Origin of the sequence: Nonomuraea thailandensis, assembly GCF_024172165.1 — a bacterium.
Lineage (GTDB): Bacteria > Actinomycetota > Actinomycetes > Streptosporangiales > Streptosporangiaceae > Nonomuraea > Nonomuraea thailandensis.
The window spans coordinates 2,462,302-2,486,771 of sequence record NZ_JAMZEB010000002.1 but is presented as its reverse complement, the minus strand read 5'-3'; the positions used below and the strand labels follow the sequence as shown (position 1 = coordinate 2,486,771).

Below are 24,470 nucleotides of genomic sequence, written 5' to 3'. Positions count from 1 at the left end.
GGTGGTGCGCCTTTCTGTTGGAGGGGATGGGTGTCAGCGGCCCTTGAGGCCGTCGACGATCGCTTTCGTGTTGCTGCGGACCATCTCGGCGTACGTGGCCGCGCCCGGCGTCCTGCGGCTCAGCGACTCCGAGAACAGGGGGACGACCCGGACGTCCACGCCCGCTTCCGAGGCCAGCACCTGGGCGAGCCGGTCGGGCTGCGAGGAGTCGGCGAAGATCGCCTTGACGCCGGTGCGCCGGATGGTGTCCCTGAGCGATTTCAGGTCCGAGGCGCTCGGCGAGGCCAGGGTGGTGCCGCTGGGGATGACGGCGCCGACCACCTCGAAGCCGTAGCGCCGGGCGAAGTAGCCGAAGACGTGGTGGTTGGTGACCAGGCGCCGGGCCTCGGCCGGGACGGTGGCGACCTGCTGCCCGACCCAGGCGTCCAGCTCCTGGACCTGGCTCCGGTACGCCGCGGCGGCGGCCCTGACGGCGGCGGCGTCCACACCGTCCACGTGCGCGACGACCTGCTCGGCGATGAGGTTTACGGCCTTCGCCATGCGGCCCGGGTCGGTCCAGAAGTGCGGGTCGGGCCGCCCCGCCGACTCGTCGGCGGTGAACGTGATCGGATCGACCCGCTCCCCCACGGCCAGCGCGGGAACGCCGGCCCGCCGGGCGGCCTCGACGTTGCGCAGCACGCCTTCCTCCAGGCCGAGCCCGTTGTGGACGATCAGGTCGGCGGCCTCGATCCGCGCGGCCTCCTGGGCGGAGACGCCGAACGAGTGCGGATCGGAGTCCGGCCTCATCAGCACGCTCACCTCGGCCTCGCCGCCGACGACGGCCCGGGTGACGTCTCCGAGGATGTCGGTGGTGACCACGACGCCGGGCGCGGATCCGCCGGCGGCCGAGCAGCCTGCCGCCGCCGTCGCGAGCACGAGCGCCGCCAGGATCCTGGACAGCGCGCTCACCGGCCGGTCTCCGTCAGGTACGCGGGCGCGAGGCCCGGCCGGAGCGTTCTGGCACGCCGGAGGTCGTCGTTGTAGTCGATCTCGTGGACGGCCCTGCCCGCCGGGTCGTTGACGTAGGCGCGGGAGGTGTCCACCTGGATGCCGGTCGCGCCGGCCGGCAGCCTGGTCCTGGCCGTCTCCTCGCCGGTGACCGGGTCGTGGGCGCGCAGGGCGCCGTCCCCGGTGAGGGACAGGACCGGCGTGTCGTCGCCGGTGGCGTTCACCGCCACGACCGGGCCCGTCTCCAGCAGCCGCCACGTCCTGCCGGTCACGTCCAGCACCCAGACCCCGCGCTCGCCCGCCTCGGCGGCCAGCGTCGAGCTGCCGGGGCGGTGCCGGAACGCCCGCGCGCGCTCGCCTTTCCCGACCCCGCGCGGATAGCGGATCTTCACGCTCTCGAACGCGCCGTCCCTGCCGGTGACCAGCAGCGCGCCGTCGGCGCAGCCGAACACCGCGCCGCGCCGGGTGAGCGCCGTTCCCTCGGCGTCCGCGCAGCTCCCGACGGTGGCGCCGGGCTCGCCGGTCCTGGCCCTGACCTGTACGGCGCCGTCCCGCGCGACCAGCAGCCGCTCCCCGTAGGGCACGACGGCGTCGGCCGTCAACCGGCCCGTCTCGGTGAGCTCGCCCTCGTCCATGCGGGCCCGGTCGAACAGCATGACCGTGCCGTCGCCCGACCGGACGGCGGTGATCGCCGCGTCGCCTGTCACGTCGTACGGCGGTCGCCCGGCGATCGTGCCGAGGTCGCGCGTGGCGGCCCGGTAGTAGTGCACGTGGTCGCCGTGATCGACGGTCCAGCCGCCGCTGTCGATCACCCGCAGCGCGCCCGGGGCCGTGGTGAGGAAGGCGTGGCGGCCGTTTCCGACGATCTCGCGCACGCCGGCAGGGGGCGCGTCGCCCTGTGTCGTGCCCTCCGGCGCGTCGTGTGACGGGTCGCCGGACGCGTTGCCGCTCGGCGGGCCGCCGTGTGCCGCCGCGGCCGGCACCTCTGCGGTCCGGCCGGTGAGCAGGTCGAGCACGTGCGCCCGGTCCGTCGCACCGTCGGACAGGACGAGGCGTAGCTGCGGCTCGGCCGTCTCCTCCGCACCCTCGACGTACCCGTGCGGCACCTGCTCCGGCCCGCCCGTTTCCGCCGTCCCCGTCCCTGACGCGCCGCGTTCCGCAGCGCAGCCCGCGAGCAGGGCTCCAGCGGCGAGGATCGCGATGATCGACCTGCTCAACCCGCCACCCCCGCCACCCGCGCGGGCCGCCGCCGCAGGAAGTCGCCCAGCGCCGACAGGAAGAACAGCCCCACGGCCACGGCCGCGATCGTCGCGCCGGCCGCCGTGGCCGCGTGCCAGGACACGATCAGCCCCACCACGGTCGAGACGACCCCGAGCAGCGCCGCCCCGAGCATGATCGTCGCGATGCTCCTGGCCCACAGCGCGGCGGCGGCCGGCGGCCCGATCAGCAGGCCGAACACCAGCAACGTCCCGACGATGTGGAACGACGCCACGATCGCCACCGTGACCAGCCCGAGCAGCAGGACGTGCGCCACCCGGGGCCGCATCCCCAGGGTGTGGGCCTTGCGCGGGTCGAAGGCGAGCGCGACGAACAGCCGGTGACCGAGCACCGCGACCGCGGCCGTGACCGCGAGCGCCGCGCCCAGCCCCGCCAGGTCCTGCCCGGTGACCGCGAGCACGTCGCCGAACAGGAACGCGGTCAGATCCACCGCGAAGGACCGGGAGTGCGAGACCACGATCACGCCCAGGGACAACATCCCCGCGAACAGCAGGCCGATGCTGGTGTCCTGCGAGAGCCGGGCGGACCGGCTGAGGACGCTCACCCCGTACGCCATGCCGCCCGCGCTGAGCAGCGCGCCGATCAGGACGTTCACCCCGGCCATCGAGGCGAGCGCCACTCCGAGGAGCATCCCGTGCGACATCGCGTCGCCCAGGAAGGCCATGCCGCGCAGCACCACCCATGTCCCGGCGAGCGCGCAGAGCAGCGACACGAGGATGCCCGCCCAGAGCGCTTGCCGGACAAACGACACCTGAAAGGGATCAAACAACCAGTCCATGGCCGAGGACTCTATAATGAAAACCGTTGTCGTTTCCAGCCGGGGTCACGCAGAAGGGCCATGCCCCGCCGCGCCGCCCCGGCCGCCCCGCACGAACGAGCCGCTCGAGGCGCTACCCCGCCCGCGGGCGACGCCGACGAGCCGGTGCCCCCCTCGTACGGAACGAGACCGGCGCGTTCACCCAGGTCTCCTGACGGACGTCACGTCGTTGACCGGGTACCGGGCGCCCTGCCCGGTCAGGACCCGGACGGCCTCCTCCGCGGCGACGCGCCGCACCGTCTCGACGGCCTGCTCGGAGTAGTAGGCGGCGTGCGGGGTGACGATCACGTTGGGCAGCGAGAACAGCGGGTTGCGCGGCTGCCAGTCGCGCTGCTTGGCGGGCTCCTCCTCCAGGTCGTCCAGGGCCGCGCCGCCGATCCAGCCCTCCACGAGCGCCTGGTGGAGTGCCGCGTCCTCCACGATCGGGCCGCGGGCGGTGTTGACCAGGACAGCGGTCGGCTTCATCCTGCGCAGCGTCGCGCGGTCGAAGGTGTGGTGCGTCCCGGGGGTGAGCGGCGCCTGGATCACGAGGTAGTCGGCGCCCTCGACGAGCTGGTCGAAGGAGACCGGCCGCACCTGGCGCGAGCGGAGCTCGGACTCGCCGACGAACGGGTCGTGCGCCCACACCTCGACGCCGAACGCCTTCGCGCGTTCGGCGATGAGCTGGGCGATGGCGCCGAAGGACAGCACGCCGAGCACCCGCCCGCGCAGCCGCCAGATCGGCTGCCCGCTCTGCCACCGCCATTCGCCCTGCCGGGTCGCCCGGTCGTAGACGCAGATCTTGCGGGCGGCGGCCAGCCAGAGCGCCACCGCGTGGTCGGCGACCTCCTCGGCGCACCACTCGTTCGGCGCGTTCGTGACCTGGATGCCGCGCCGGGTCGCGGCGTCGACGTCGACGATGTCCACGCCGGTGCCGTAGCGGGCGATCACCCGGCAGCGGGTGAAGGCGTCGATGGCGCGGGCCCCGACCCGGGCGTACTGGTTCAGCACGCCATCGACGTCCCGGCCCCGCTCGATCACCTCGTCCTCGCTCTTGCACCGGGCGGCGAGGAGCTCGAAGCCGGCGCCCTCGACGATGGCGCGTTCGATGTCCACATCGCCGAAGTCGGAGTCGGCGATCATGATGGTGCCTCTGGAGTCAGTGCGAGTCACGGGGAATCCCCTTGGTGTGTACGAGGTCCTGGTACGCCAGGGCCAGCTCCAGGCAGCCTCCGCTGTCGAGCTGCCCGACCGTGGCGCGGTAGATCTCCTGCCACGGCGTCTGGTTCTCCAGCACCGGCGGCGTGTACCCGGCCCACCGCGCCGCGATCTCCTCGTCCGTGAGCAGGACGTCGACGCGCGCGTGGTCGAGGTCGACGCGGATGCGGTCGCCGGTGCGCAGGATGGCGAGGTTGCCGCCGGCCGCGGCCTCGGGGCTGGCGTTGAGGATGGACGGCGCGTCGGAGGTGCCGCTCTGGCGGCCGTCGCCGAGCGTGGGCAGCGTGGTGACGCCCATGCGGAGCAGCGCTGCGGGCACCTCCATGTTCACGACCTCGGCCGACCCCGGATAGCCGATCGGCCCGGTGTAGCGGATGACGAGGATGCAGTGCTCGTCCACGCCCAGCTCCGGGTCGTCGATGCGGGCGTGGTAGTCCTCGGGCCCCTCGAAGACGATGGCGCGGTAGTCGGACACGGCGGGAAAGTCGCCGGTGAGCACCGAGGTCTTCATGACCGCGGAGTCGAACAGGTTGCCCGTCATGACGAGGAGCCCGCCGCGCGCCGCGAGGGGCTCGTCGAAGGGGCGGATGACCGTCGGGTCGGCGGGCGGGGCGTCGGCCAGGTTCTCGGCCACGGTCCGGCCGGAGACGGTCACGGCGTCGCCGTGCAGGCGTCCCGCATCCAGCAGCGACCGCATGAGGGCGGGCACGCCGCCGGCGCGGTAGAAGTCCTCGCCGAGGAACTCGCCGGCGGGTGCCACGTCCGCCAGCACCGGGATGTCGGCTCCGGGATGTCGGCTCCGACGCGCTGCCAGTCCTGGATGGTCAGCGGCACCCCGGCGTGCCGGGCGATGGCGTTGACGTGGACGGGCACGTTGGTGGAGGCGGCGATGGCCGAGGCGACCACGATCGCGTTCTCGAAGGCCCGCATCGTCATGATCGTGCGCGGAGTCAGGTCCTCGCGGACGAGGTCCACGGCCCGGCGGCCGGTCTCGTAGGCGATCTGCGCCCGCCGCCGGTAAGGGGCCGGTATCGCCGCGCAGCCGGGCAGGGACATCCCCAGGGCCTCCGCCATGCTGTTCATCGACAGCGCGGTGCCCATGGTGTTGCAGTGGCCGATGCTGGGCGCGGACGCGCACACGCGCGCCATGAACTCGTCGTAGTCGATCTCCCCGGTGAGCAGCAGCCGCTTCGACTGCCAGATCACCAGCCCGGAGCCCGACGCGGCCATCCGGCGGCCCTGGTGGTAGCCGTTCAGCATGGGGCCGCCGGACAGCACGATCGCCGGGATGTTCACCGTCGCCGCCGCGGTGAGGCACGCGGGTGTGGTCTTGTCGCAGCCCGTCGTCAGGACGACCCCGTCGAGCGGATACCCGTAGAGCACCTCGACCAGCCCGAGGTAGGCGAGGTTGCGGTCCAGCGCGGCGGTCGGGCGTTTGCCGGTCTCCTGCAGCGGATGGACGGGGAACTCCAGCGGGATGCCGCCGTTGTCGCGGATCCCGTCACGGACCCGGTCGGCGAGGGCGAGATGGTGGCGGTTGCAGGGGACGAGGTCGCTGCCCGTCTGGGCGATGCCGATGATCGGCCGGCCGGACCTGAGCTCCGCCGGGGTCAGCCCGAAGTTGAGGAAGCGTTCGAGATACAGGGCCGTCATCTCCGGATTGCCCGCGTTGTCCCACCAAGCCTGGCTGCGCAGGCCGCCCGTGGGGCGCTCCATCGGCGACATCATGCTTCTCCCCGCTGCGGCAGGACCGTCCGATCCGGCCAGGTGTTCGGCACGCGGCACCAGATCTCTGGACCATGCCCTGGCGGTCGGTGATCGGCCTACCCCTGCGGCTCCACCGGGTAAACGCCGCTCTACGCCAAGTCACCGTGTGCCCGGCCGGCCGAGGCGACGCTCGCGCGGGGCGGGTACCGGCAGGTCAGCCTCGCGGCAGCCTCCCCAGACGCGGCGCCGGCGCCTGGGACAGGGCCGTGATCGCGGCCTGTGTGCTGGGGTGGATGTCGAGCGCGTCCCAGACCTCGGTGATCTGCAGCAGCCGGGCGGGCAGATCACGCACCGCGGCCAGATGCAGGGTGCCGCCCTGCCGGCGCACCTCGCCGTGCACGCGCAGCAGGACGTGCAGGCCGGTGCTGTCCATGAACGTCAGCCCGCCCAGATCGAGCACAAGAGGCCGGCCCGGATGCCGCATCCGGCCGATGTAGGACTCCAGGTCGTCGGCGTTGCCGGCGTCGAGCTCCCCGGTCACGCTGATCATCACACCGGCCGCCGGGCCCGCGGCGAGCGGGCGGCAGCCCAGGTGTAACGGCGTCATGTCGGGACCGTGCGAAGGCGGGCGAAATCAATCATGACCGTCTCAGGAGGTAGGCCCGGCTGGTACGGCGGCGTGGTGCCGTCACCCCCGAGCGTAAGGGGGAAGGCTGGTGCAGGAAAGCCAGTTCGCCATACGATCTCCAGGTAGCGAGATGTATCCGTTCCGTACACGGGAGCGCCGCAGCTCCGGCCGGAGAAGGCATACGCAATCGTGAGCGCATCGGCCGACCGTACCCCCACCTGGACCTTCCTCACCCACCACGCCCGCGTGCTGATCGACCTCTTCATCGACCGGGACAGAAGCCGGTGATCGCCGGAGCCCCCTCCGCCCGATCGCGCCTCGTGGCGGCAGCGGTCCCGGACGCGCCGGCCGGCGGCGCCGGCGGCCGGGGTGGCGCGGCGCGGCGGCTCAGAAGTACCCGGCCCAGCCCGACCCGCGGGACTGGGCGAGCCCGAACGTGTTGGCGCCCTTGCCGTTCCAGATGTAGAGCTTGCCGTCGTGGGTGGCGGCTAGATCGTTGATGCCGTTCTGGTTGATGTCGCCGGGCGTCATCAACGTGCTCGCGTACGGTTCCCAGCCCGGTCCGATCTCCTGACCGGCGGTGAAGTTGTTGGCGCCCCTGCCGTTCCAGACGAAGAGGATGTGGTCGGCCTTTCTCACCGCCGCCAGGTCACCGATCCCGTCGCCGTTGAAATCGCCGCCGATCGGCCGGGTGTAGACGCCCCAGTTGGCGCCGATGGCGGTTCTCGGGCCGAAGGCGTTGCCGCCCCTGCCGTTCCAGACGTACAGCGTGCCGTGGTACGTGGCCGCGATGTCGTCGTTCCCGTCCTGGTTGATGTCGCCGAGCGAGGTCAACGTGTCCTCGTACGGCGCCCAGCCCGCCCCGAGCTGCTGGGCGGCGGTGAAGTCGTCGGCGCCCTTGCCGTTCCAGACGTGCAGGGTGTGGTCGTCCTTCCTGGAGGCGGCCAGGTCGGTGAGGCCGTCGCGGTTGAAGTCCCCCGCGATCGGCCGGCTGTAGGCGTCCCAGCCGGGCCCGACAGGCGTGGCGGCGGCGAAGCCGTTGGCGCCCGTGCCGTTCCAGACGGTCAGCGTCCCGGTGGCGGCCGAGAACAGGTCGCCGACCCCGTCGCTGTTGAAGTCCTGGTTCGCGCCGGTCATCACCGCGTAGTGCGAGCGGAGCTCGGCCGCTGTGAGCGCGCGGTCGTACATCGCGAACTTCCCGATCGCCCCCTGGAAATAGCTCCTGAAGTTGCGGGTGCCCACTCGGACGGGAGCCGGGCCGGGCCTGGGCTTGACGATGACCTCGTCCTCCTGGCCCGGGCGATAGACCAGGTTGTCGGAGCCGGACAGCACGCCGTTCCTGTAGATGCGCACCTTCCCGTAGGTGCCTTCGGAGGTGTCGAACGTGATCGCGACGTGGATCCACTGGTTGACCGTCAGCGCGTGCTGGAAGGCGGCGCCGGCGCCGAATCCGCCCTCGGGGTTCCAGGCGTAGCCGGAGATGCGGTTGGGGCGGTCCGGGTGGGACTTGTTGTACATGCGGCCGGCCCACTCCTGGTCGCCGCCCGCGCCGGACTTCGTGCCCTTCCCCATGAAGTAGACGTAGCCGTCCTGTTCCACGTCGGGGAAGTTCAGGGCGTGCGGTCTGATCCACGCCTCCACGGTGAACTTCCCGGTGGTGGAGATGTGGAAGGCCCTGGCGTCGGGCACCTCGAAGTAGCCCGACGTGCCGTCGAACACGGCGGCGCCGTCCCTGTTGGGGAGCTGGACGGAGCTCGTGACGCCGCGGAAGGTGCCCTTGTGCCCGTTGCCGGCCCGGTCGAGCTCCGTTCCGGCCGACGGGTGGGACAGCCGCCAGTAGGCCGCGGGCTCGTGCGAGAGCACCAGCCGGTCGTACGGGCTCAGCCCGCCGGCCTGTGCCGCGGCGGGCTCCGCTACGGCCACGGCCGTCGACATCGCCATCAAGGCGGCGCAGATGCCGAGTTTCATCCATCTCATGAGCCCGCAGAGTAGGGAGGGCCGGTATATCGGCAGTATGTCCCCATGGTGGGCCGCCATGGCGGGCCGCCATGGGCAGCAGCGCATTTTGCGGCGAAATGGGGCCTGCCCAACGCCTTGGTGAGGTATTGGCCTCGTTGATGCCGTCATCAAAGCCCTGCGTGCCCCTTCCGCTACGGTGCATGTGCTCGACTGGGGCCCATGAAGGCTCGGCATGATTGGCCGATCACCAAGCGCATCACCATGTTCGCCGGGGCGATGGCGGCGCTGTTGTCAGCCATGCTGGCCGCCGCGGTGCTGCTCGCGATCCATCGCTACGCGACCGAGGACCGGATGAGCGAGATCTCCGCGGACGGTGGCCGCGTGGCGCACGAGATCGAGCACGGCGACGTCCGCATGCCGCTGGTCGAGCACGCCGATCGTCATGTGCAGATCGTGGACGCCGCGGGCAGGGTCGTCGCCTCGTCGCTCCGTCTGCGGGGCGAACCGGCCATGGCCGGCTTCACCCCCATTCCCAGAGCCATGTCGACCGCTGTCGTCTGCGACGGGGTGTTCTCCGGCCAGGGCTGCAACATCGTGGTCGCGCACTCGGCCTACCGGCAGGGTGAGGACTGGATCGTCTACAGCTCCGGCCCCACGGTTCCGCTGTACGTCACCCCGTGGCTGGCCGCGACCGTGATCGGCGCCGCGGCGTTGATGGCTGTGGCGATCACGGTCCTGGGCCATCGGATCGTCACCACCGCGCTCAGCCCGGTGAACGCCATCCGGGCGGAGCTCGACTCGATCAGCGAGGCCTGTCCTGACCGGCGGGTCACCCTTCCGCCGAGTCGCGACGAGACTTATGACCTGGCCGAGAGCGTGAACCGCACGCTCGCCCGGTTGCACGCCGCGATGGGTCAGCAGCGCCGCTTCACCTCCGACGCCTCGCACGAGCTGCTCACGCCCATCGCGGCGATCCGCGCGGAGGTCGAGGACGCCCTGTACGCGCCGGAGGACACCACCGTGACCCGGCTGGGCGGCGCGGTGCTGCCCAGCGTGGACCGGATCGAGAGGATCGTGGGCGACCTGCTGACCATGGCCCGGCTGGAGGGGCACGAGCCCCTGAAGCATGAGGTGATCGATCTGGCCGGGCTGGTGAGCGCGCAGCTCGAAGCCCGCCGCGACGCCCGCAAGGAGTTCGCCTGCGAGCTGGAGCCCGGCGTGCTGGTGAGCGGCGACAGGACGCAGCTCGCCCGGCTGCTCACCGGCCTGCTGGACAACGCTGATCGGCACGCCGCCACCACGGTCACCGTCCGGGTGTGCCATGAGCCCGGAGCAGGGCGGCACGGTCCGCACCTCCCGGCGGGCGTCGCGCGGCTGGAGGTGCTCGACGACGGCTGCGGCATCGAGGCGGACAAGCGTGAGCTGGTCTTCCAGCGCTTCGCCCGGCTCGACACCGCCCGCGATCGCGAAGCCGGCGGCACCGGCCTGGGGCTGGCGATCGCCCGGCAGATCGCCCAGGCGCATGAGGGCACCCTGCAGATCGAGGACAGCCCGGCCGGCGCGCGCTTCGTCCTGCGCCTTCCCCTGGCCTCCGTGTCGGAACCGGCGCGGGGAGAGGGAGCGGACCAGCCCGGAGGCGCCGCCGGCCGTGAGGTGTAGGGGAGCTCTTCGCGGGTGACCAGGTCAGCCGAGCAGGGTGCGCCCCCAGTAGTCCCCTGCGTCCCTGACGCCGGGCGGGCAGGCGAACAGGCCGCTGGAGACGTGCTTGATGTACTCGTTGAGCGGGTCGGTCCTGGCCAGAGCCATCTGGACGGGCACGAACTGCTTGCGCGGGTCGCGCTGGTAGGCGATGAAGAACAGCCCGGCGTCCAGCCTGCCGAGCCCGTCGGAACCGTCCACGTAGTTGTAGCCGCGCCGCAGCAGGTGCGCGTTGCCGTGGCTGCTGGGGTGCGCCAGCCTGACGTGCGCGTCGGGTTTCATCGCCGTCAAGTCCACGGGGTCGAACTCCTTCCGCTTGCCGGCCGGCGCGCCCTCACCCTTGTCGCGGCCGAAGATCTCCTCCTGCTCGCGCAGCGAGGTGCGGTCCCACGTCTCGATGGTCATGCGGATCTTCCTCGTCACCAGGTAGGTGCCGCCCGCCATCCAGCCGGCGCCGTCCGGTGCCGCGGCCCAGAGCTGGTCGCGCAGCAGGGCCGCGTCCTCCAGCTTCATGTTGTTGGTGCCGTCCTTGAAGCCCATCAGGTTGCGCGGGGTCACCTGGGCGCGAGAGGTGGACGACGTACGGCCGAATCCGAGCTGTGACCAGCGCACCGACACCTTGCCGAAACCGATCCTGGCCAGGTTGCGGATGGCGTGCACGGCGACCTGGGGGTCGTGGGCGCACGCCTGCACGCAGAGGTCGCCGCCCGACAGCTCAGGGATCAGCTGCTCGCCGGGGAACTTCGGCAGGTCGGCCAGGGCAGCGGGGCGCCTGGCGGCCAGCCCGAAACGGCGGTCGAACAGGGACGGGCCGAAGCCGATGGTCAGCGTGAGCCCCGAGGCGGGCAGCCCGAGCGCCTCGCCGGTGTCGTCGGGCGCGGCCTCCGGCGAGCCGCCGGCCGCGCCGAAGGAGCCGGCCTCCTTGCCCTGGGTGAGCCGGGCGGCGGCGGCCGTCCACTCCTGCAGCAGGTCCACCAGCTCGGCCCTGCTGCCGGTGGTGACGTCGAAGGCGACGAAGTGCAGCCGGTCCTGGGCGGGGGTGACGATCCCCGCCTGGTGCTCGCCGTAGAAGGGGAAGGGGGCGGAGGTGGTCGCGTGCGTGACCGGCGGCTCCTGCGCCATCGAGCGAGCGGCGATCGCGCCGGCGCCCGCTGCCGCGGCCCCGGCCGCGCCGAGGCCGAACATCTTCCTGCGGCTCATCCGCTCGCTCATGGCTCCGGCTCCTACTTCGCCACGATCGGTGCGATCTTGCTGATCGGTTCGGCCAGCGCGTTGATCACGTCCGACAGGCTCTTCAGCTCCGCCTCGGACAGCTCGTCGTGCAGCCGCCAGCCGTCGCCCTTCTGGTGCCTGCCCAGCTCGGCCTCGGCGGCGGCGAACTTCTCGTCCAGGGTCTTGACCAGGTCGGGGGCGCGCTCCTCCAGCACGGGGCGGAGCGCCTGGACCGCCGCCTTGGAGCCCTGGAGGTTGGCGTCGAAGTCCCACAGATCGGTGTGCGACCAGATGTCCTCCTCGCCGGTGATCTTGCCGGTGGCCACCTCGTCGAGCAGTTCCTTGGCGCCGTTGGCCAGGTTCAGCGGGGTCAGCTCCGCGGCGTTGGCCTTGGCCACGATCGTCTTGACGTCGGCGATGAGCTTGTCGGCGACGGGGCCGTCCTTGCTGACGTCCCTGGCGATCCAGAGATCCTTCTCGATCTTGTGGAAGCCCGTCCACTCCTCGCCTTCGGCCAGGTCCGCCTCGCGGGCGTCGATGGCCGGGTCGAGGTCGCCGAAGATCTCCGCGACCGGCTCGATGCGCTCCCAGTACGTCCGCGAGACCGGGTAGAGCTCCTTGGCCTCCTCGATCCGGCCCGCCTTGACGGCGTCGACGAACTCCTGCGTCTTGACCAGCAGCGTGTCGCTCTGGCTCTTGACGTAGCGCTTGTAGCTGGCCGTCGCCTCGGCGAGCTTGGCGTCGGCGTTGAGCGCCCTGTGCTCGCCGGTGACCTTCAGCGGGTTGCGGATGCCCTTGCCGACCATGCCGGGCTTGCACGCCGTCTCGTACGTCCCGGCGGGCAGCTCGGCGATCAGCTCCCGGGTCAGGCCCGGCACGATGTTCTCCACCTCGGCCATGACACGGTCGCCCGGCGCGTAGACGTAGAACTCGGTCACCTTGCTGCCGCCGTTGGTGATCGCGAACGTGCTGGTCCCCGCGGCGACCTCGGACACGGCGACCTCGCACTCGGTGTCGCTGGCCGCGACCGCGACCTTGTCCGGCTTCCGCGCCGCGGCGGAGCCGCCGGGGGCGGGGGTCTCGGCCGCGCAGGCGGTCAGCGCGGCCAGGGCGAGCGCGCCGGCGGTGAGGCGGGTGATGGCGGACATGGTGCTCCTGTTCAGGCCGCGGGCGCGGGCGTGGTGCGGGTGCGGGAGGGACGCAGGAAGAGGTAGAGGGTGGGGATCAGGTAGGCGGCCCAGGCGATGGTCTCCACGACGCTGGGCTGCGGGGTGAGGTTGAGCGTTCCGGCCAGCAGGGCGCCGTACCAGGAGTCGGCGGGCACGACGGCGCTGATGTCGAAGGCGTAGGCGCTCAGGCCCGGCACGATGGCCGCCTCCTGCAGGTCGTGCACGCCGTACTTGAAGATCCCGGCGGCGACCAGGATGAGGAGCAGGCCGGTCCAGGTGAAGAACGTGGTGAGGTTGATGCGCACGGCCGACCTGTACAGGCCGTAGCCGAGCAGGACCGCGGCGAGCAGGCCCAGGCTGATGCCGATGAGCGGCTGGGCGGAGGTGGTCGCGCCCTGGACGGAGGCGAAGAACAGCAGCGCGGTCTCCAGCCCCTCGCGCGCCACGGCCAGGAACGCCATGACGACGACGGCGACCGGGCCCAGCTCCAGCGCCTCGGCGAGCTTGCCCCGCAGCTCGCCGGAGAGCGCGCGGGCGGCCCGCCGCATCCAGAAGATCATCCAGGTGACGAAGGCGACGGCCAGCAGCGAGGTGATGGCGTCGAAGAGCTCCTGGCCCGTGTGCCCGAGGTTGGCGGCGGTGAAGGTCAGGATCGCGCCGAAGCCGACCGAGAGGGCCACGGCGGCGAGCACGCCGGTCCAGACGTACGGCAGCCTGTCCGTGCGGTCGCTCTTGACCAGGAACGCGACCAGCACGGAGACGACGAGCGCCGCCTCGAGCCCTTCGCGCAGGCCGATGAGAAAGCTGGCGAACACCGTTGCTCCAATGCTGGGAAAGCCCGGGATGCCGACGCCCCGGACTGCTACACGCTTGTAGAAGTTAACATAGGCTCACCTAACTAGCCAGGTGGCCTGGTCATGGGCGAGTCCGTCGAGCGCGGTGATCGCATAGGGTGTGCGCGATGGACACAGACCCGGAAGATCGCGCTGATCGAGCCGAACTCCCTGATCAGGGCGAGCGCCGCCGGCCCGGTGAGCTGGAGGCGGCGGTCCTCGCCGTTCTGCGGGATGCGGGCTCTTCGCTCACGCCGGGGCAGGTACGGGATCTGCTCGACCCCACGGGCGGGTTGTCCTACAGCGCCGTCGTCACCACGCTGGTCAGGCTGCACGGGAAGCGGGCCGTCACCCGCCGCAGGGAGGGCCGGGCCTACCGGTACGGGGCTCTGACCGATGCCGCCGGGCTCGTCGCGCAACGCATGAACGCCCTGCTCCACGCGGAGGACGATCGTGCTACGGTGCTCCGCCGGTTCGTGCACGAGCTGGAGCCGGGCGATGAGGAGCTCCTGCGCCGGCTGCTCGCCGACGAGCCCGGCGCGTGACCGATCGTGGGCCGACCCTGTTCGGTTAGGTTAGCTTTGCCTGAATGCATGCGACTGAAAGCCGGCTGGTGCCTTGTTTGATCATTTCGTCTGGTCCGTTCTGGCAGTCCCGGTCATGGTGGTCGCCCTCGTGACGCTGCTCGCGGACCGGTTGCCGCCGTCGCCCGCCGCCAAGGTCCTCGCCTGCTCGGCCGCGGCAACGGCGCTGGCGAGCCTGCTCAACGTGGTGGCGTTCACCGTGAAGGCCCTGGCCGAGATTCCCTTCGTCGCCGGCCTCTTCGGGTGGTCGTACCGGACGGTGATCGCCGACACGGGACACGTGCGGTGGGTTCCGTGGCTGTGCGTGCTCCTGATGGGGTGGGCGGCGGTGGCCGCCGTCAGGGTGGTGCGGCGCCACCGCGGCGGACGGGCGTGGGCGCTCCGGCTCGACGGCGTCACGACCGATGACGGGGTCGTCGTCGTCCCCGGCGAGGAGGCCGACGCCTTCGCCGTGCCGGGCAGGCCGGGGCACGTCGTGGTCACGACCGGGATGCGGAAGTCCCTCGACGACGAGCAGTACGCGGCGTTGCTGGCCCACGAGCGGGCGCACCTGGACCAGGGCCATCCCCGGCTGATGCTGCTGAGCGACCTGGCCGGCGCGGTTCATCCGGCCCTGCGGTGGGTCTCCGGCCGGGTCGGCTACCTGGTCGAGCGTGCCGCCGACGAGCAGGCGGCCGCGGTGATCGGCGATCGCAGGACCCTCGCCTCAGCGATCGGCGCGGCGGCCCTGGCCTCCCATGGCCGGCCGCCGCTCGGGCCCGGCCCCTTCGCCTCCTTCGCCCGGCCCAGACGGCCCGGCGCCATCCCGCGCAGGGTCGCCGCCCTCCTGCATCAGGCACGTGACGGGCGGCTCTGGCCGGCCGCCGTTCCGGCCGTCCTGGCGGTGAGCTCCCTCATCTGGACCGGCGAAGCCCTCTATGACCTGGTCGAGCTGCTCGTCCTGGCGCACGGCTGAGCTCGCGGCTCAGCGCCGGCAGCCGTCACGGGCCGGCGGGTCTCGGGACCGAGCCGTTCACAGAGGGCGCGAGCCTCACCCCGTAGCGCTGTCGTCGACCGCCGTCATCGCGAAATCGGCGACCCGCCGTTGCTCCTTGTACCAGGCACCCTCCATGACGTCGTCCCTCACGGTCGCCGAGTACGTGCCGTCGAAGTCGATCCCGCGTTTTCCGCGGCGCGTGTAACTGACCTCTTTCCAGGTGAGCCGCACACCGTTGACCACCGGATCGTCCTCGATCTTTCCGGTGACGCCGGTAGCCGTGTCGTCATCCGGATACGTCATGGTGCCGTCGAACGCGTTGCCGGACCGGACCGCGATGTCGAGCCGAATGGGATAGGACTCGTTGTACGTCCCCCGCCATGAGACCCTGATCTTCCTCAGGCCGGCACCGGCGGCCGAGGCGCTACGCAGAATGCCGTGAATCGCGCCCTCGGCCAGCATGAGAAACGCATAGGCGCGAGTGTCGCCCGCTGGATCCGTCTCCCAATCGGCCATGTCCATCAGCTCTTGCAGCCGCTGAACGGAAAGCGCCACGTCGGCTTCCATCTGGCCCTTGCTCACGAGGCGGTGCATGGTCTCCGGCAACTGCGACGGAAGGGTCCTGCGTAACTGGGGATAGTGCTCCTTCAGGGCCCGGTTCACCTGGTCGAACGCCGCGTGAATTCCCTCCGTCCGGTTTCTGCTGACCGTCGCCATCAGATCCACAAGGCTCACGGGAATGCCGTCGTGCGCCTCCGGCGGGGGGACATTGTCGGAAAGGGTGACGGAGATATCCTTGCCCACCTCGTCGACCTTGAGGTCCAGGGTCTTCACCTGCACGTCGACCGACCCCACCGTGATCCCGAGCGAGTCGAGCCTCTTGGTGATCCACGTACGCAGGGCGAGGACGACGACAATGACCACGACCGGCCACGCGAGCGCGGAAACCAGTTGCGAGACGAACTCCATGCCGCTCAAACCTGGCCTCTTTCGCCCGCCGGGAAGAATGCCCTGCGAGCAAGTATGACGTGGCGCCGCATCGATCATCCAGGTCCCGCGGAAATCCCTTCGGGAACGTCGGTCGGCGATGCGGCGGTCATCATGGCTGCCCTCCTCGGCGGACCACGCGGTAACGCAGATGTGTGGCGTCGTGACCCTGGAGGCGGCGGACCGGCTCCAGCTCGATGTGGCCGAGTCCCGTCGCCTCGAACAGCCGGCGGCCCCCGCCCAGCAACACGGGTACGAGGTGCAGCTCGATCTCATCGAGCTGGCCGGCCGCCAGCAGCGCCCGCGCGGCGCCCGCGCCGTGCACCAGCACCGCCCGGTCTCGTGCTGCGGTCCGGGCCGCGGCGGCGCACGCGTCGACGTCGGTGTGGAACGTCGCGCTGCCGGGTGGCACGTCGTCCGCGTCGGCGTGGTGGGTCAGCACGCAGATCGGCACCCCGTCGTGGTGATCGCCGTTCCATCTGCCCGCCAGCTCGAACGTGCGGCGGCCCGAGATCACGGCGCCGGTGTCCATGGCCTCGCGGTACACCTGCCCGTCGATCCCGGTGGACATCCGCTCGTCGAGCCAGTTGAACAGCCGTCCGCCGTCGCGTCCGAGCTCCTGGCCCTCACGGTCGTCCGGTCCGGCGATGAAGCCGTCGACGGACATGGCCATGTACAGGCGGAGGGGCGCGTCACTCATGGGGGTCACCGTCCTGGTCCGGGCAGTCGGCAGCGGTCATGCCGTCGGCGTGGCCGGGAGGCCACTGGACGAGCTCGATCCGGCGGCCGTCCGGATCGGTGACGACCTTCGTCACCAGGCCGTCCTCGCGTTCGTGACCCGGGCCGACGGGCACGATCCCCTTCGAGGCGAGGGCGTCCAGCGTGCCGGCCATCGACTCGACCTTCACGACGAGATGACTCAGGCCGGTCCCCCGTTCGACCGGTTCGGCGTCATGAACGAGCTCGATGGCGACGAACTCGTCGTCGGGCAGCTTGAGCATCGTCAGACGCCCGATCGGGGTCCGCGGCACGGTCCCGACGACCTGGTAGCCGATGGCTTGGTAGAACGTCAGCGAATGCCCGAGGTCGGTCACCCGCAGCCCGATGTGCAAGGTCCTCATCATGGCCCTCCTTCTCGTGCGTCCAGCGTCGCGCGAGCGGGGGTCTCTCGGGTATCCCAGATTTCTGGGGTCCGGTTTATGCTGCACCATGGTCGACGTTCAGGCGGTGCGTGAACGGGTCAGGGATGACATCGGGCGGCTGGTTCACCGCGGGATGTCGGTGGAGTGCTACTGGCGCGCGGTGAGCGACGCCCTGGCCGGATGTGTGCCGTCGGAGGGCTCCTGCCTGATGACCATGGACCCGGCCACCATGTTGCCGACCGCGGAGTTCGTCGAGAACGGGCTCAGCGCGGATGCGTTCAGCCGGCTCGTCGAGATCGAGTTGCGCGAGCCCGACTACACCAAGTGGGTCGACCTGGCGCGGGAGGGCACGGCGGCGGCGAGCCTGAGTGAGGCCACCGCGGGCGATCTCGACCTCAGCCGGCGTCAGCGGGAGGTCCGGCGTCCGGAGGGGTATGCCGACGAGCTTCGGGTCGTCCTGTCCAGCAGCACCGGTACGTGGGGCGCGCTGACCGTGTTCCGCGAGACGGACAGACCGTACTTCTCGGTGCCCGAGGTTCGTCTCCTCTCGTCTCTCACCGGGTTGCTCTCGGACGGGCTGCGCCGGGCCCTCCTGCTCGAGGCCGCGTCCACCGGCCACACTGACACCGGCATGCTCGTGCTGGATCCCGACGACGGGGTCGACCTCGCCAATCGGGAGGCCGAGCGGTGGGTCGACGAGCTCGACGTCGGCGAACGAGCCGGCACCAGGCTGCCGCTCGTGGTCCGCTCCGTCGCTCGCCAGGCACGTGCCATCGCCGGCGGGAGGGAGCGGGTCGCCGAGGTGGGGCCTGCGCGGGCGCGCGTGCGGACCCGGACGGGCCGCTGGGCGATCGTCCGCGCGTCCCTGTTGGGCCAGGGCCCGCTGGCGCCGGTCGCGGTGCTCCTCGAAGCGGCCCGGCCGGCCGAGATGGCGCCGCTGTTGGCCGACATGTACGGGCTGACCCAGCGGGAGAGGCGGGTCACCGAGCTCGTCGCGCAGGGGCTGTCGACGAGAGAGATCGGCAACCGGCTCCACCTGGCGGCGTACACCGTTCAGGACCACCTGAAAGCGATCTTCGCCAAGTCCGGCACCGGCTCTCGCGGGGACCTGGTGGCCCGCCTGTTCTTCGACCGGCGCGCCACGTCCCTGACCGCGCCGTCGGTGATCCCGGACGGTTCGCACGGCCTTGACGATCGCCCGAGTCCGGCCGGACCCCTCGCATAGGCGCAGGTCAGGACGTGGGGCGGACGAGGGCGACGCGCAGGATCCGATCGTCGCCGGGGCGGGCGGCGGTGCCGCCCCACGTGGCTCCGTCGGTGTTGGAGGTCGTGATCCACAGGGAGCCGTCGGGCGCCGGCTCCACCGTGCGGATCCGTCCGTACCGCTGGACGAAGTAGGCGACGGGGTCGCCGTCCGCCCGGGGGCCGTCGACGGGCAGGCGCCAGAGTCGCTGTCCGCCGAGCGCGCCCATCCAGACGGCCCCGCCCGCGACGGCGATGCCGGACGGGGAGGCGTCGTCGGGATGGACGGTGAAGATCGGGCGTTCGCCGTGCGAGCCGTCACGGCCTTCGGACTCGGGCCATCCGTAGTCGCGTCCCGGGCGCAGGACGTTCAGCTCGTCCCAGGTACGGTGGCCGAGCTCGGATGCGTAGGCGGTGCCGTCGGGGCCGAACGCGATGCCCTGCACGTTGCGGTGGCCGCTGGAGTAGACGGCGGTTCCCGAGGGGTTGTCCGGTGGTACGGATCCGTCGGGGCGGATGCGCAGGATCTTGCCGTTGAGCGAGGCGTCGTCGGCCGCGTTCCCGGGCGAGAAGGCGTCGCCGGTGCCGATCCAGAGGTTGCCGTCGGGCCCGAAGCGCAGGCGCCCGCCGTGATGGCGGTCGGCGGTCTCGATGCCGTCGAGGACGACCCGGTCCTGGCGCAGGGACCGCAGGCGGGGGTCGAGGCGCAGCGCCACGACGCGGTTGGTGGGCGAGGCCGACACGTAGGCGTAGACGGTGCGGTCCTCGCCGAAGGACGGCGAGACGGCCAGCCCGAGGAGGCCGCCTTCGGCGCTCACCTCGACCCCGGGGACCGTGCCGATCGGCTCGGGATCGCCGCCCTGCCGGATGCGCAGGATCCGCGCCGACGACCGCTCGGACACCAGGGCCGAGCCGTCCGGGAGGAACGTCAGGCCCCACGGCATGGTCAGGCCGCGAACGATCTCGGTGACCTCTCCTGGGACCAGGCCACGTGTGAGGTCCTGCGCCGCGCGGGGCGAGGCTGTCTGGCGGGGGGCGGCTGTCTCGCGGGGTTCCGGGGGCGCGCATCCCGGCAGCGAGACCGTGACGCAGAGGAGAGCGGCGACGGCGCTGAGGCGGTGGCCCGTACGGGAGATGAGAAGCATGACTGAGCTGTCCTTCATGTCGTTGGGGCGCGGCGAACCGCCGGACCGGGCGTTGGAGTCCCTTCTGCGGAGTTCAGGCGGCAGCACCGTTGGCGAAGACGGTCTGGCCGTTGACCCAGCGGCCGGGGCCGGCCAGGAAGGCGACGACCTCCGCGATGTCCTGCGGGGTGCCGAGCCGCTTCATCGGGCTCAGACCGGCGATCCGGTCGACGTCCTGCCGTGACTTGCCGTCGAGGAACAGCTCCGTGGCCGTCGGACCCGGGGCCACCGCGTTGACCGTGATGTCGCGCCCGCCCAGTTCCTTGGCGAGGATCGGGACGAGCGCCTCCACCGCCCCCTTGCTCGCGCCGTACGCGCCGTAGGCCGGCAGGTGCAGCCGGGTGACGCTGGTGGAGAAGGCGACGATGGCGCCCCCCGGCCGGACCCGCCGCGCGGCCTCCCTGGCCACGACGAACGTGCCCCGCACGTTGACGCGCAACTGCCGGTCGAGCTCGCCCAGGTCCAGGTCGCGGACCGGTCGCAGCGCCATCACCCCGGCCGCGTTGACCACGACGTCGACGGGGCCGAGGCGCTGCTCGACGGCGTCGAACGCGGCGGCGACCTCGACCTCGTCGGCCACGTCGGCCCGTAGCGCGATCCCGCGGGCGCCGGCCGCCTCGATCTCGCCGACGGCGGCGTCCGCCTCCTTGGCGTCGGAGGCGTACACGACGGCGACGTCCTGGCCCGCGGCGGCGAGCCGGGAGGCGACGGCGCGGCCGATCCCCCGCGAGCCTCCGGTGACGATGGCGACGCGTGCTGCGGTACTCATGAGACTCCTTCGCTCGTTCGCTAACAATATGAAGTTAGCATCGCTATCTCAACGCTAACAAGGGGCGGTTAGCGAATGTGTTAGCAAAGAAAGCTATATCCCGTTAGCATCGGTACATGATCAGCGTGAACGACAAGCGTGAAACGATCCTCGACGTCGCGGCGGACCTGCTGGCGCGCGAGGGAAGGGACGCGGTCTCGACCAGGGCGGTCTGCAACGCCGCCGGCGTTCAGGCGCCGATCCTGTACCGGCTCTTCGGCGACAAGCAGGGTCTGCTGGACGCCGTGGCCGACCGGGGGCTCCGGTCCTACCTCGCCGAGAAGCGGGGTCTGACGCCCAGCGGCGACCCGGTGGAGGACCTGCGGCGCGGCTGGGATCTGCACCTCGGCTTCGGCCTGGCCCAGCCCTCCCTGTACGCCCTGATCTACGGCAGTCCGCGGCCGGGCGCCGAGCCCGAAGGGGCGAAGCAGGCCGCGCGGATCCTCGCCGGGCTGGTGCGCCGCGTCGCCCTGGCGGGCCGGCTCCGCGTTCCGGAGGAGCGGGCGGCGCGCGCGGTCCACGCGGCCGGCCGCGGCACCACGCTGGCTCTGATCGCCACGCCGGAGGCGGAGCGCGACATGGACGCCGCCCGGATCGTCCGTGAGGCCGTCATCGCCGCGATCGCCGATCCCGCCCCGAACGGCTCCACGCGCGGCCGCGACGACGTCGTGACCGGCGCCATCACCCTGAAGGCCGCCCTCGCGGACCTGAAGGCCCTCAGCCCCGCCGAGGCACGGCTGCTCGGTGACTGGCTCGACCGGATCATCGGCGGTTGACGCGCCGCGCACCTCGTTCCGTCAGCCGTGCCCCGAATCGTCCAGGCAGGAAGGCGCACCGTGACCAGACGCCTGAACTTCCGCTGGCGCCTCCGGCAGCTCATGGCCGCCCACGAGATGTGGAAGACGACGGACCTGATCCCGCTGCTGCGCGAGCGCGGTGTGAGCCTGTCGCCGGCCCAGGTCTACCGGCTGGTCGCCGGCAAGCCCGAACGCCTGTCGATGCGTACGCTCGTCGCGCTGTGCGACATCTTCGACTGCACGCCGGCGGACCTGATCGAGCCCTACGCCGAAACGAACCGGCCCTGAGCCGGTCAGTGCCGGTCAGTGCCGGTCGGCGTAGTGCCGCGCGAGCAGGTCCCCGCCCCAGTCGTCACGCAGGTCGCGCCAGACGGAGTGGATGTGGTTGGCCTCGTCCTGCGTGTTGTCGTACTCCAGCAGGAACGTGGGGCCGGCGACGCAGTAGTAGTGCCCCTGCCCTCGCTGGTCGGACCCCATCCAGGCGAACGTCACCTTGTCGAGGCCGGCATCGAGCGCATGCCGCCAGCAGGCGTCGCCGTACCAGCCGGGGGCACGGTCGAAGTAGCGCCGGACGAGCCTTTCGAGCAGGTTCCTCGACGACGCGGACATGTCGGCGCAGGACAGCCCGAGGGGGATGCGATCGAGCTCGGCGACGGGATCGTTGCGGGTGAGGACGTCGTCGGGGGCCACCTCGCCGGTGATCGCGATCGACCGCTGGTGCGGTGCGAGGTCGGCGAGCAGGGCCCGCCCCAGGTCCTCCTCCTCGGCGAGCAGCCGCAGGCCCCGCCGCGGCCCCGACAGGACCATGGCCGGCTCGGCGCCCAGGAAGCTCGGCGTGACGGCGATCGAGTCGCCCGAGACCGTGATGTGCACGGCGAGGTGGTGGCCGTTGACCCGCCACGCCCACGGCGCCGATCCCGCCGGGTCGCCGAACACACGGAACCAGTAGCGGTCGCCGTCGATCTCCTCGACACCGGTGACGAGGCGGCGCCGGACGCGTTCGAGCTCGATCACGCCTCTCGCGGTGCGCGCCCCGGCGAGGCCGCAGCCGGCGTCGAGGAGGGCGAGGGCCAGCTCCTGCTGCTTCGAGGTCATCTCGACCAGCGGCAGCCCCGGGCGCGGACCGGGCAGATAGGACCATTCGGTGCGCTCCGGCGAGCCGAATTCCGCCGTCGCCGCGGCGCTCCGCCCGGTGTCGAGCGAGCCGAGGAAGCGCAGCACCGCCTGCCGCATCAGCTGGACGTCATGAGCGCTCATCTTGGGTTCCTCACCGTGGGGGTGCTGTCGCGGGACATCAGAGAACACGCCCTGACGCCACAAAGCGCAACATACTGCACGTAAACGACAAATGGCGTAGCCCCTTGAAGGCGGCCGGCGTTCACCGGCCGCGGCCGGCGCGGTGCCGGCGTACCGCGTCGCGGTTGGCGCAGCGCGGCGAGCAGTAGCGTTGCCGTCCCGTGCGGGAGGTGTCGGCGAAGATCAGGTCGCATTCGGTCACGGCGCACCGCCGCAGGCGGTGCATGCCCCGCCCCGCCAGATGAAGCGCGGTGCCCACGGAGAAGAGCGAGAACAGCACCGAGCCGAGCGGCTGGCCGTGGTCGCGGTAGTGCAGATGCCAGCCGCCGCCGGCGTGGTCGGTCATCCGCGGGTACGCCGCAGACGCCGCCAGCATGCGGTTGACCAGCTCGGCGCGCTCGTGTTCGCCGGAGGCGTCGACGACCTTCTCCCACTCGTCCAGCACGGCGTGCAGCCGGTCCAGGTCCTCCCGCGTGACCGGGCTCTCCAGGACGAGCCCGGCGGCGCGGCAGCGGTCCGCCAGCTCCCCTGCGGTCGCCGGGCGCCGGTTGGCCAGGTCCGCGGCCAGGTTCACGGCATCCTCGCCGTAAGGGTTGAGATGCATAAGACCATTACACCAGCCTGGTTGGTGTGACGGATCCAGCGGAGACACGGCCGGCGGCCGCAGGCGAGCGGCGCACCCGGGCGATCGGACCCTCCATGCGAGCGGAGAAGAGCACGAGCGGCGGCGGGCCCACCGAGCGCGCGTGGCGGTACCGGTGGGTCATCCTCGGCGTCGCCACGTTCACGCAGGCCGCGTGCGGGTTCTTCATGCAGGGCATCGGGGCGATGGGCGTCCACCTGCAGCGCGATCTGAGCCTGAGCACCACCCAGCTCGGCCTGCTGCTGTCGGCGTCCCAGCTCGTGCCGCTGATCGGGCTGCTGGTGGCCGGGGAGCTGCTGGACCGCTACGACGAGCGATGGGTCGTCGGGATCGGCGCCGTCGTCATCGCGGTGAGCCTGGGTGTGGGCAGCGCGACGCCGGGATACGTGTCCCTGCTGCTCGTGCTGCTGGTCGTCGGCGCGGGGTACAGCACCATCCAGCCCGGCGGCAGCAAGTCGGTGGCGTCGTGGTTCGACACCTCCCAGCGAGGGCTGGCGATGGGCATCCGCCAGGCCGGCGTGCCTCTGGGAGGCGTGCTGTCAGCGGCCGTGCTGCCCGCCCTGGCCGCCGCGGCCGGCTGGCCGGTGACGCTGGCCGCCGGCGGGCTCGTCGCGTTCCTGGGCGCCGTGCTGTTCATCGGCTTCTCCCGCCGGCCGCCGGCGCGGCGCCTGCCGTCGCGGGAGGGCGCGCCGCGCCCCGGCACCCGGCTGGGGATGCTGCGCGAGCCGTCCATGAGGAGGGCCGTGCTGTCGGGGATGGCCCTGGTGTCGGTGCACAGCGGTCTCGGCGTGCTGACCGTCGTGCACCTGCACGAGGCGGCCTCGGTCGAGGCGGGGCACGCGGCCCTCGTGTTCGTGGCGGTCCAGGCGGCCGGCGTGGCGGGCCGCGTCGGCCTGGCGGCCTGGAGCGACCGCAGCAGCTCCGGGCGCTACACCTGCGTGCTGGCCTGCATGGTCGCCGTGGTCGTGGGTGCGGTGGCGCTCATGACCCCGCTGGGCCACTCGCCGGTGGCGGCGAGCCTGCTGTTCGTCTGGCTCGGGTTCTTCGGGATCGGCTGGTACGGCCCGTGGGTCGCCTACCTGGCCGAAGCGGCGCCACCGGGCAAGACGGGCTTCGCGATCGGCCTGGCCATGGCCGTCAACCAGAGCGCCATCATCCTCGCGCCGCCCGCCCTCGGCCTGCTCAAGGATCTGACCGGCGCTTTCGCGACGCCGTGGGCGGCTCTGGCCGTCTGCACCGCCGCCGCCCTGGCGGTCACGGGCCGCGAAGGACGCGGACCCGCCGCCCGCCCGCGCTCGTGACCGGCCCGGACCGCGCCTGCTCCTG

The 24,470-nt window shown here is 71.8% G+C and carries 25 protein-coding genes; 7 read left to right on the top strand and 18 right to left on the bottom strand.

Features of this window, described 5'->3' with window-relative positions:
* Positions 1 to 33 precede the first annotated feature (33 nt).
* The 8 genes from aztC to HD597_RS15320 all read right to left on the bottom strand — a co-directional run bounded on the left by aztC (position 34) and on the right by HD597_RS15320 (position 8,591).
* Positions 34 to 948: a zinc ABC transporter substrate-binding protein AztC gene (aztC, locus tag HD597_RS15350; RefSeq protein WP_372513371.1), complete on the bottom strand. Its 915-nt coding sequence runs from the start codon at positions 946 to 948 to the stop codon at positions 34 to 36.
* Positions 945 to 2,204, bottom strand: coding sequence for a hypothetical protein (locus tag HD597_RS15345; protein ID WP_253742865.1), 1,260 nt, complete (start codon positions 2,202 to 2,204; stop codon positions 945 to 947). The genes aztC and HD597_RS15345 overlap by 4 nt, the downstream gene beginning before the upstream one ends.
* Positions 2,201 to 3,043: a zinc ABC transporter permease AztB gene (aztB, locus tag HD597_RS15340; RefSeq protein ID WP_253742864.1), complete on the bottom strand. Its 843-nt coding sequence runs from the start codon at positions 3,041 to 3,043 to the stop codon at positions 2,201 to 2,203. The genes HD597_RS15345 and aztB overlap by 4 nt, the downstream gene beginning before the upstream one ends.
* A 177-nt stretch (positions 3,044 to 3,220) precedes the next feature.
* Positions 3,221 to 4,234, bottom strand: a complete 1,014-nt coding sequence (locus HD597_RS15335; RefSeq protein WP_253742863.1) for a C-terminal binding protein — start codon at positions 4,232 to 4,234, stop codon at positions 3,221 to 3,223.
* Positions 4,221 to 5,039: a dihydroxy-acid dehydratase domain-containing protein gene (locus tag HD597_RS64475; RefSeq protein WP_308210618.1), complete on the bottom strand. Its 819-nt coding sequence runs from the start codon at positions 5,037 to 5,039 to the stop codon at positions 4,221 to 4,223. The genes HD597_RS15335 and HD597_RS64475 overlap by 14 nt, the downstream gene beginning before the upstream one ends.
* Positions 4,931 to 5,995 carry a dihydroxy-acid dehydratase domain-containing protein gene (locus HD597_RS64470; protein ID WP_276082918.1) on the bottom strand — a complete coding sequence of 355 codons (1,065 nt, stop codon included), beginning with the start codon at positions 5,993 to 5,995 and terminating at the stop codon, positions 4,931 to 4,933. Before HD597_RS64470 ends, HD597_RS64475 begins: the two co-directional genes overlap by 109 nt.
* Before the next feature lie 205 nt (positions 5,996 to 6,200).
* Positions 6,201 to 6,593 (bottom strand): STAS domain-containing protein, encoded by a 393-nt coding sequence (locus HD597_RS15325; protein ID WP_253742862.1) that lies wholly within the window; start codon positions 6,591 to 6,593, stop codon positions 6,201 to 6,203.
* A gap of 408 nt (positions 6,594 to 7,001) precedes the next feature.
* Positions 7,002 to 8,591, bottom strand: coding sequence for an FG-GAP-like repeat-containing protein (locus HD597_RS15320; protein WP_253742861.1), 1,590 nt, complete (start codon positions 8,589 to 8,591; stop codon positions 7,002 to 7,004).
* Positions 8,592 to 8,792: 201 nt separating this feature from the next.
* Here HD597_RS15320 and HD597_RS15315 point away from each other — a divergent pair, with 201 nt between their 5' ends.
* Positions 8,793 to 10,232 (top strand): sensor histidine kinase, encoded by a 1,440-nt coding sequence (locus HD597_RS15315; protein WP_253742860.1) that lies wholly within the window; start codon positions 8,793 to 8,795, stop codon positions 10,230 to 10,232.
* Between the two features lie 24 nt (positions 10,233 to 10,256).
* Here the strand turns inward: HD597_RS15315 and efeB are convergent, their stop codons facing one another.
* The 3 genes from efeB to efeU are packed head-to-tail and all read right to left on the bottom strand — an operon-like array spanning position 10,257 to position 13,467.
* Positions 10,257 to 11,483: an iron uptake transporter deferrochelatase/peroxidase subunit gene (efeB, locus tag HD597_RS15310; protein ID WP_253742859.1), complete on the bottom strand. Its 1,227-nt coding sequence runs from the start codon at positions 11,481 to 11,483 to the stop codon at positions 10,257 to 10,259.
* Between the two features lie 11 nt (positions 11,484 to 11,494).
* Entirely contained in the window at positions 11,495 to 12,631 is a 1,137-nt protein-coding gene (efeO, locus tag HD597_RS15305; protein WP_253742858.1) for an iron uptake system protein EfeO, read from the bottom strand.
* A gap of 11 nt (positions 12,632 to 12,642) precedes the next feature.
* Complete coding sequence (gene efeU, locus HD597_RS15300; protein ID WP_253742857.1) at positions 12,643 to 13,467, bottom strand: iron uptake transporter permease EfeU; 825 nt, start codon at positions 13,465 to 13,467, stop codon at positions 12,643 to 12,645.
* 146 nt (positions 13,468 to 13,613) lie between these two features.
* On the opposite strand from efeU, the gene HD597_RS15295 reads away from it, so the two are divergent.
* Entirely contained in the window at positions 13,614 to 14,030 is a 417-nt protein-coding gene (locus HD597_RS15295; RefSeq protein ID WP_253742856.1) for a BlaI/MecI/CopY family transcriptional regulator, read from the top strand.
* A gap of 115 nt (positions 14,031 to 14,145) precedes the next feature.
* Positions 14,146 to 15,024 carry a M56 family metallopeptidase gene (locus HD597_RS15290; protein WP_253742855.1) on the top strand — a complete coding sequence of 293 codons (879 nt, stop codon included), beginning with the start codon at positions 14,146 to 14,148 and terminating at the stop codon, positions 15,022 to 15,024.
* Positions 15,025 to 15,099: 75 nt separating this feature from the next.
* Here HD597_RS15290 and HD597_RS15285 read toward each other — a convergent pair whose 3' ends face one another.
* From HD597_RS15285 to HD597_RS15275, 3 genes are all read right to left on the bottom strand, one after another.
* Complete coding sequence (locus tag HD597_RS15285) at positions 15,100 to 16,014, bottom strand: hypothetical protein (protein WP_253742854.1); 915 nt, start codon at positions 16,012 to 16,014, stop codon at positions 15,100 to 15,102.
* A 130-nt stretch (positions 16,015 to 16,144) separates the two neighbouring features.
* Entirely contained in the window at positions 16,145 to 16,732 is a 588-nt protein-coding gene (locus HD597_RS15280) for a dihydrofolate reductase family protein (RefSeq protein WP_253742853.1), read from the bottom strand.
* Positions 16,725 to 17,156, bottom strand: a complete 432-nt coding sequence (locus tag HD597_RS15275; RefSeq protein WP_253742852.1) for a VOC family protein — start codon at positions 17,154 to 17,156, stop codon at positions 16,725 to 16,727. Before HD597_RS15275 ends, HD597_RS15280 begins: the two co-directional genes overlap by 8 nt.
* An 85-nt stretch (positions 17,157 to 17,241) precedes the next feature.
* On the opposite strand from HD597_RS15275, the gene HD597_RS15270 reads away from it, so the two are divergent.
* Positions 17,242 to 18,399, top strand: a complete 1,158-nt coding sequence (locus HD597_RS15270; protein WP_253742851.1) for a helix-turn-helix transcriptional regulator — start codon at positions 17,242 to 17,244, stop codon at positions 18,397 to 18,399.
* Positions 18,400 to 18,406: 7 nt separating this feature from the next.
* On the opposite strand, the gene HD597_RS15265 is transcribed toward HD597_RS15270, so the two are convergent.
* The gene (locus tag HD597_RS15265) at positions 18,407 to 19,561 is read right to left on the bottom strand and encodes a PQQ-dependent sugar dehydrogenase (RefSeq protein WP_253742850.1); all 1,155 of its coding nucleotides are present in this window, start codon (positions 19,559 to 19,561) and stop codon (positions 18,407 to 18,409) included.
* Positions 19,562 to 19,634: 73 nt separating this feature from the next.
* Entirely contained in the window at positions 19,635 to 20,369 is a 735-nt protein-coding gene (locus HD597_RS15260) for an SDR family oxidoreductase (RefSeq protein ID WP_253742849.1), read from the bottom strand.
* 116 nt (positions 20,370 to 20,485) lie between these two features.
* Between HD597_RS15260 and HD597_RS15255 the strand changes: the two genes are divergently transcribed.
* Both HD597_RS15255 and HD597_RS15250 read left to right on the top strand, forming a co-directional pair.
* The gene (locus HD597_RS15255; protein ID WP_253742848.1) at positions 20,486 to 21,184 is read left to right on the top strand and encodes a TetR/AcrR family transcriptional regulator; all 699 of its coding nucleotides are present in this window, start codon (positions 20,486 to 20,488) and stop codon (positions 21,182 to 21,184) included.
* A 60-nt stretch (positions 21,185 to 21,244) separates the two neighbouring features.
* Entirely contained in the window at positions 21,245 to 21,493 is a 249-nt protein-coding gene (locus HD597_RS15250) for a helix-turn-helix domain-containing protein (RefSeq protein ID WP_253742847.1), read from the top strand.
* Between the two features lie 15 nt (positions 21,494 to 21,508).
* Here the strand turns inward: HD597_RS15250 and HD597_RS15245 are convergent, their stop codons facing one another.
* The gene (locus HD597_RS15245) at positions 21,509 to 22,462 is read right to left on the bottom strand and encodes a DUF3500 domain-containing protein (protein WP_253742846.1); all 954 of its coding nucleotides are present in this window, start codon (positions 22,460 to 22,462) and stop codon (positions 21,509 to 21,511) included.
* Positions 22,463 to 22,583: 121 nt separating this feature from the next.
* Entirely contained in the window at positions 22,584 to 23,105 is a 522-nt protein-coding gene (locus HD597_RS15240) for a CGNR zinc finger domain-containing protein (RefSeq protein WP_253742845.1), read from the bottom strand.
* A gap of 95 nt (positions 23,106 to 23,200) precedes the next feature.
* Here HD597_RS15240 and HD597_RS15235 point away from each other — a divergent pair, with 95 nt between their 5' ends.
* Positions 23,201 to 24,445, top strand: a complete 1,245-nt coding sequence (locus HD597_RS15235; RefSeq protein WP_253742844.1) for an MFS transporter — start codon at positions 23,201 to 23,203, stop codon at positions 24,443 to 24,445.
* Positions 24,446 to 24,470 lie beyond the last annotated feature (25 nt).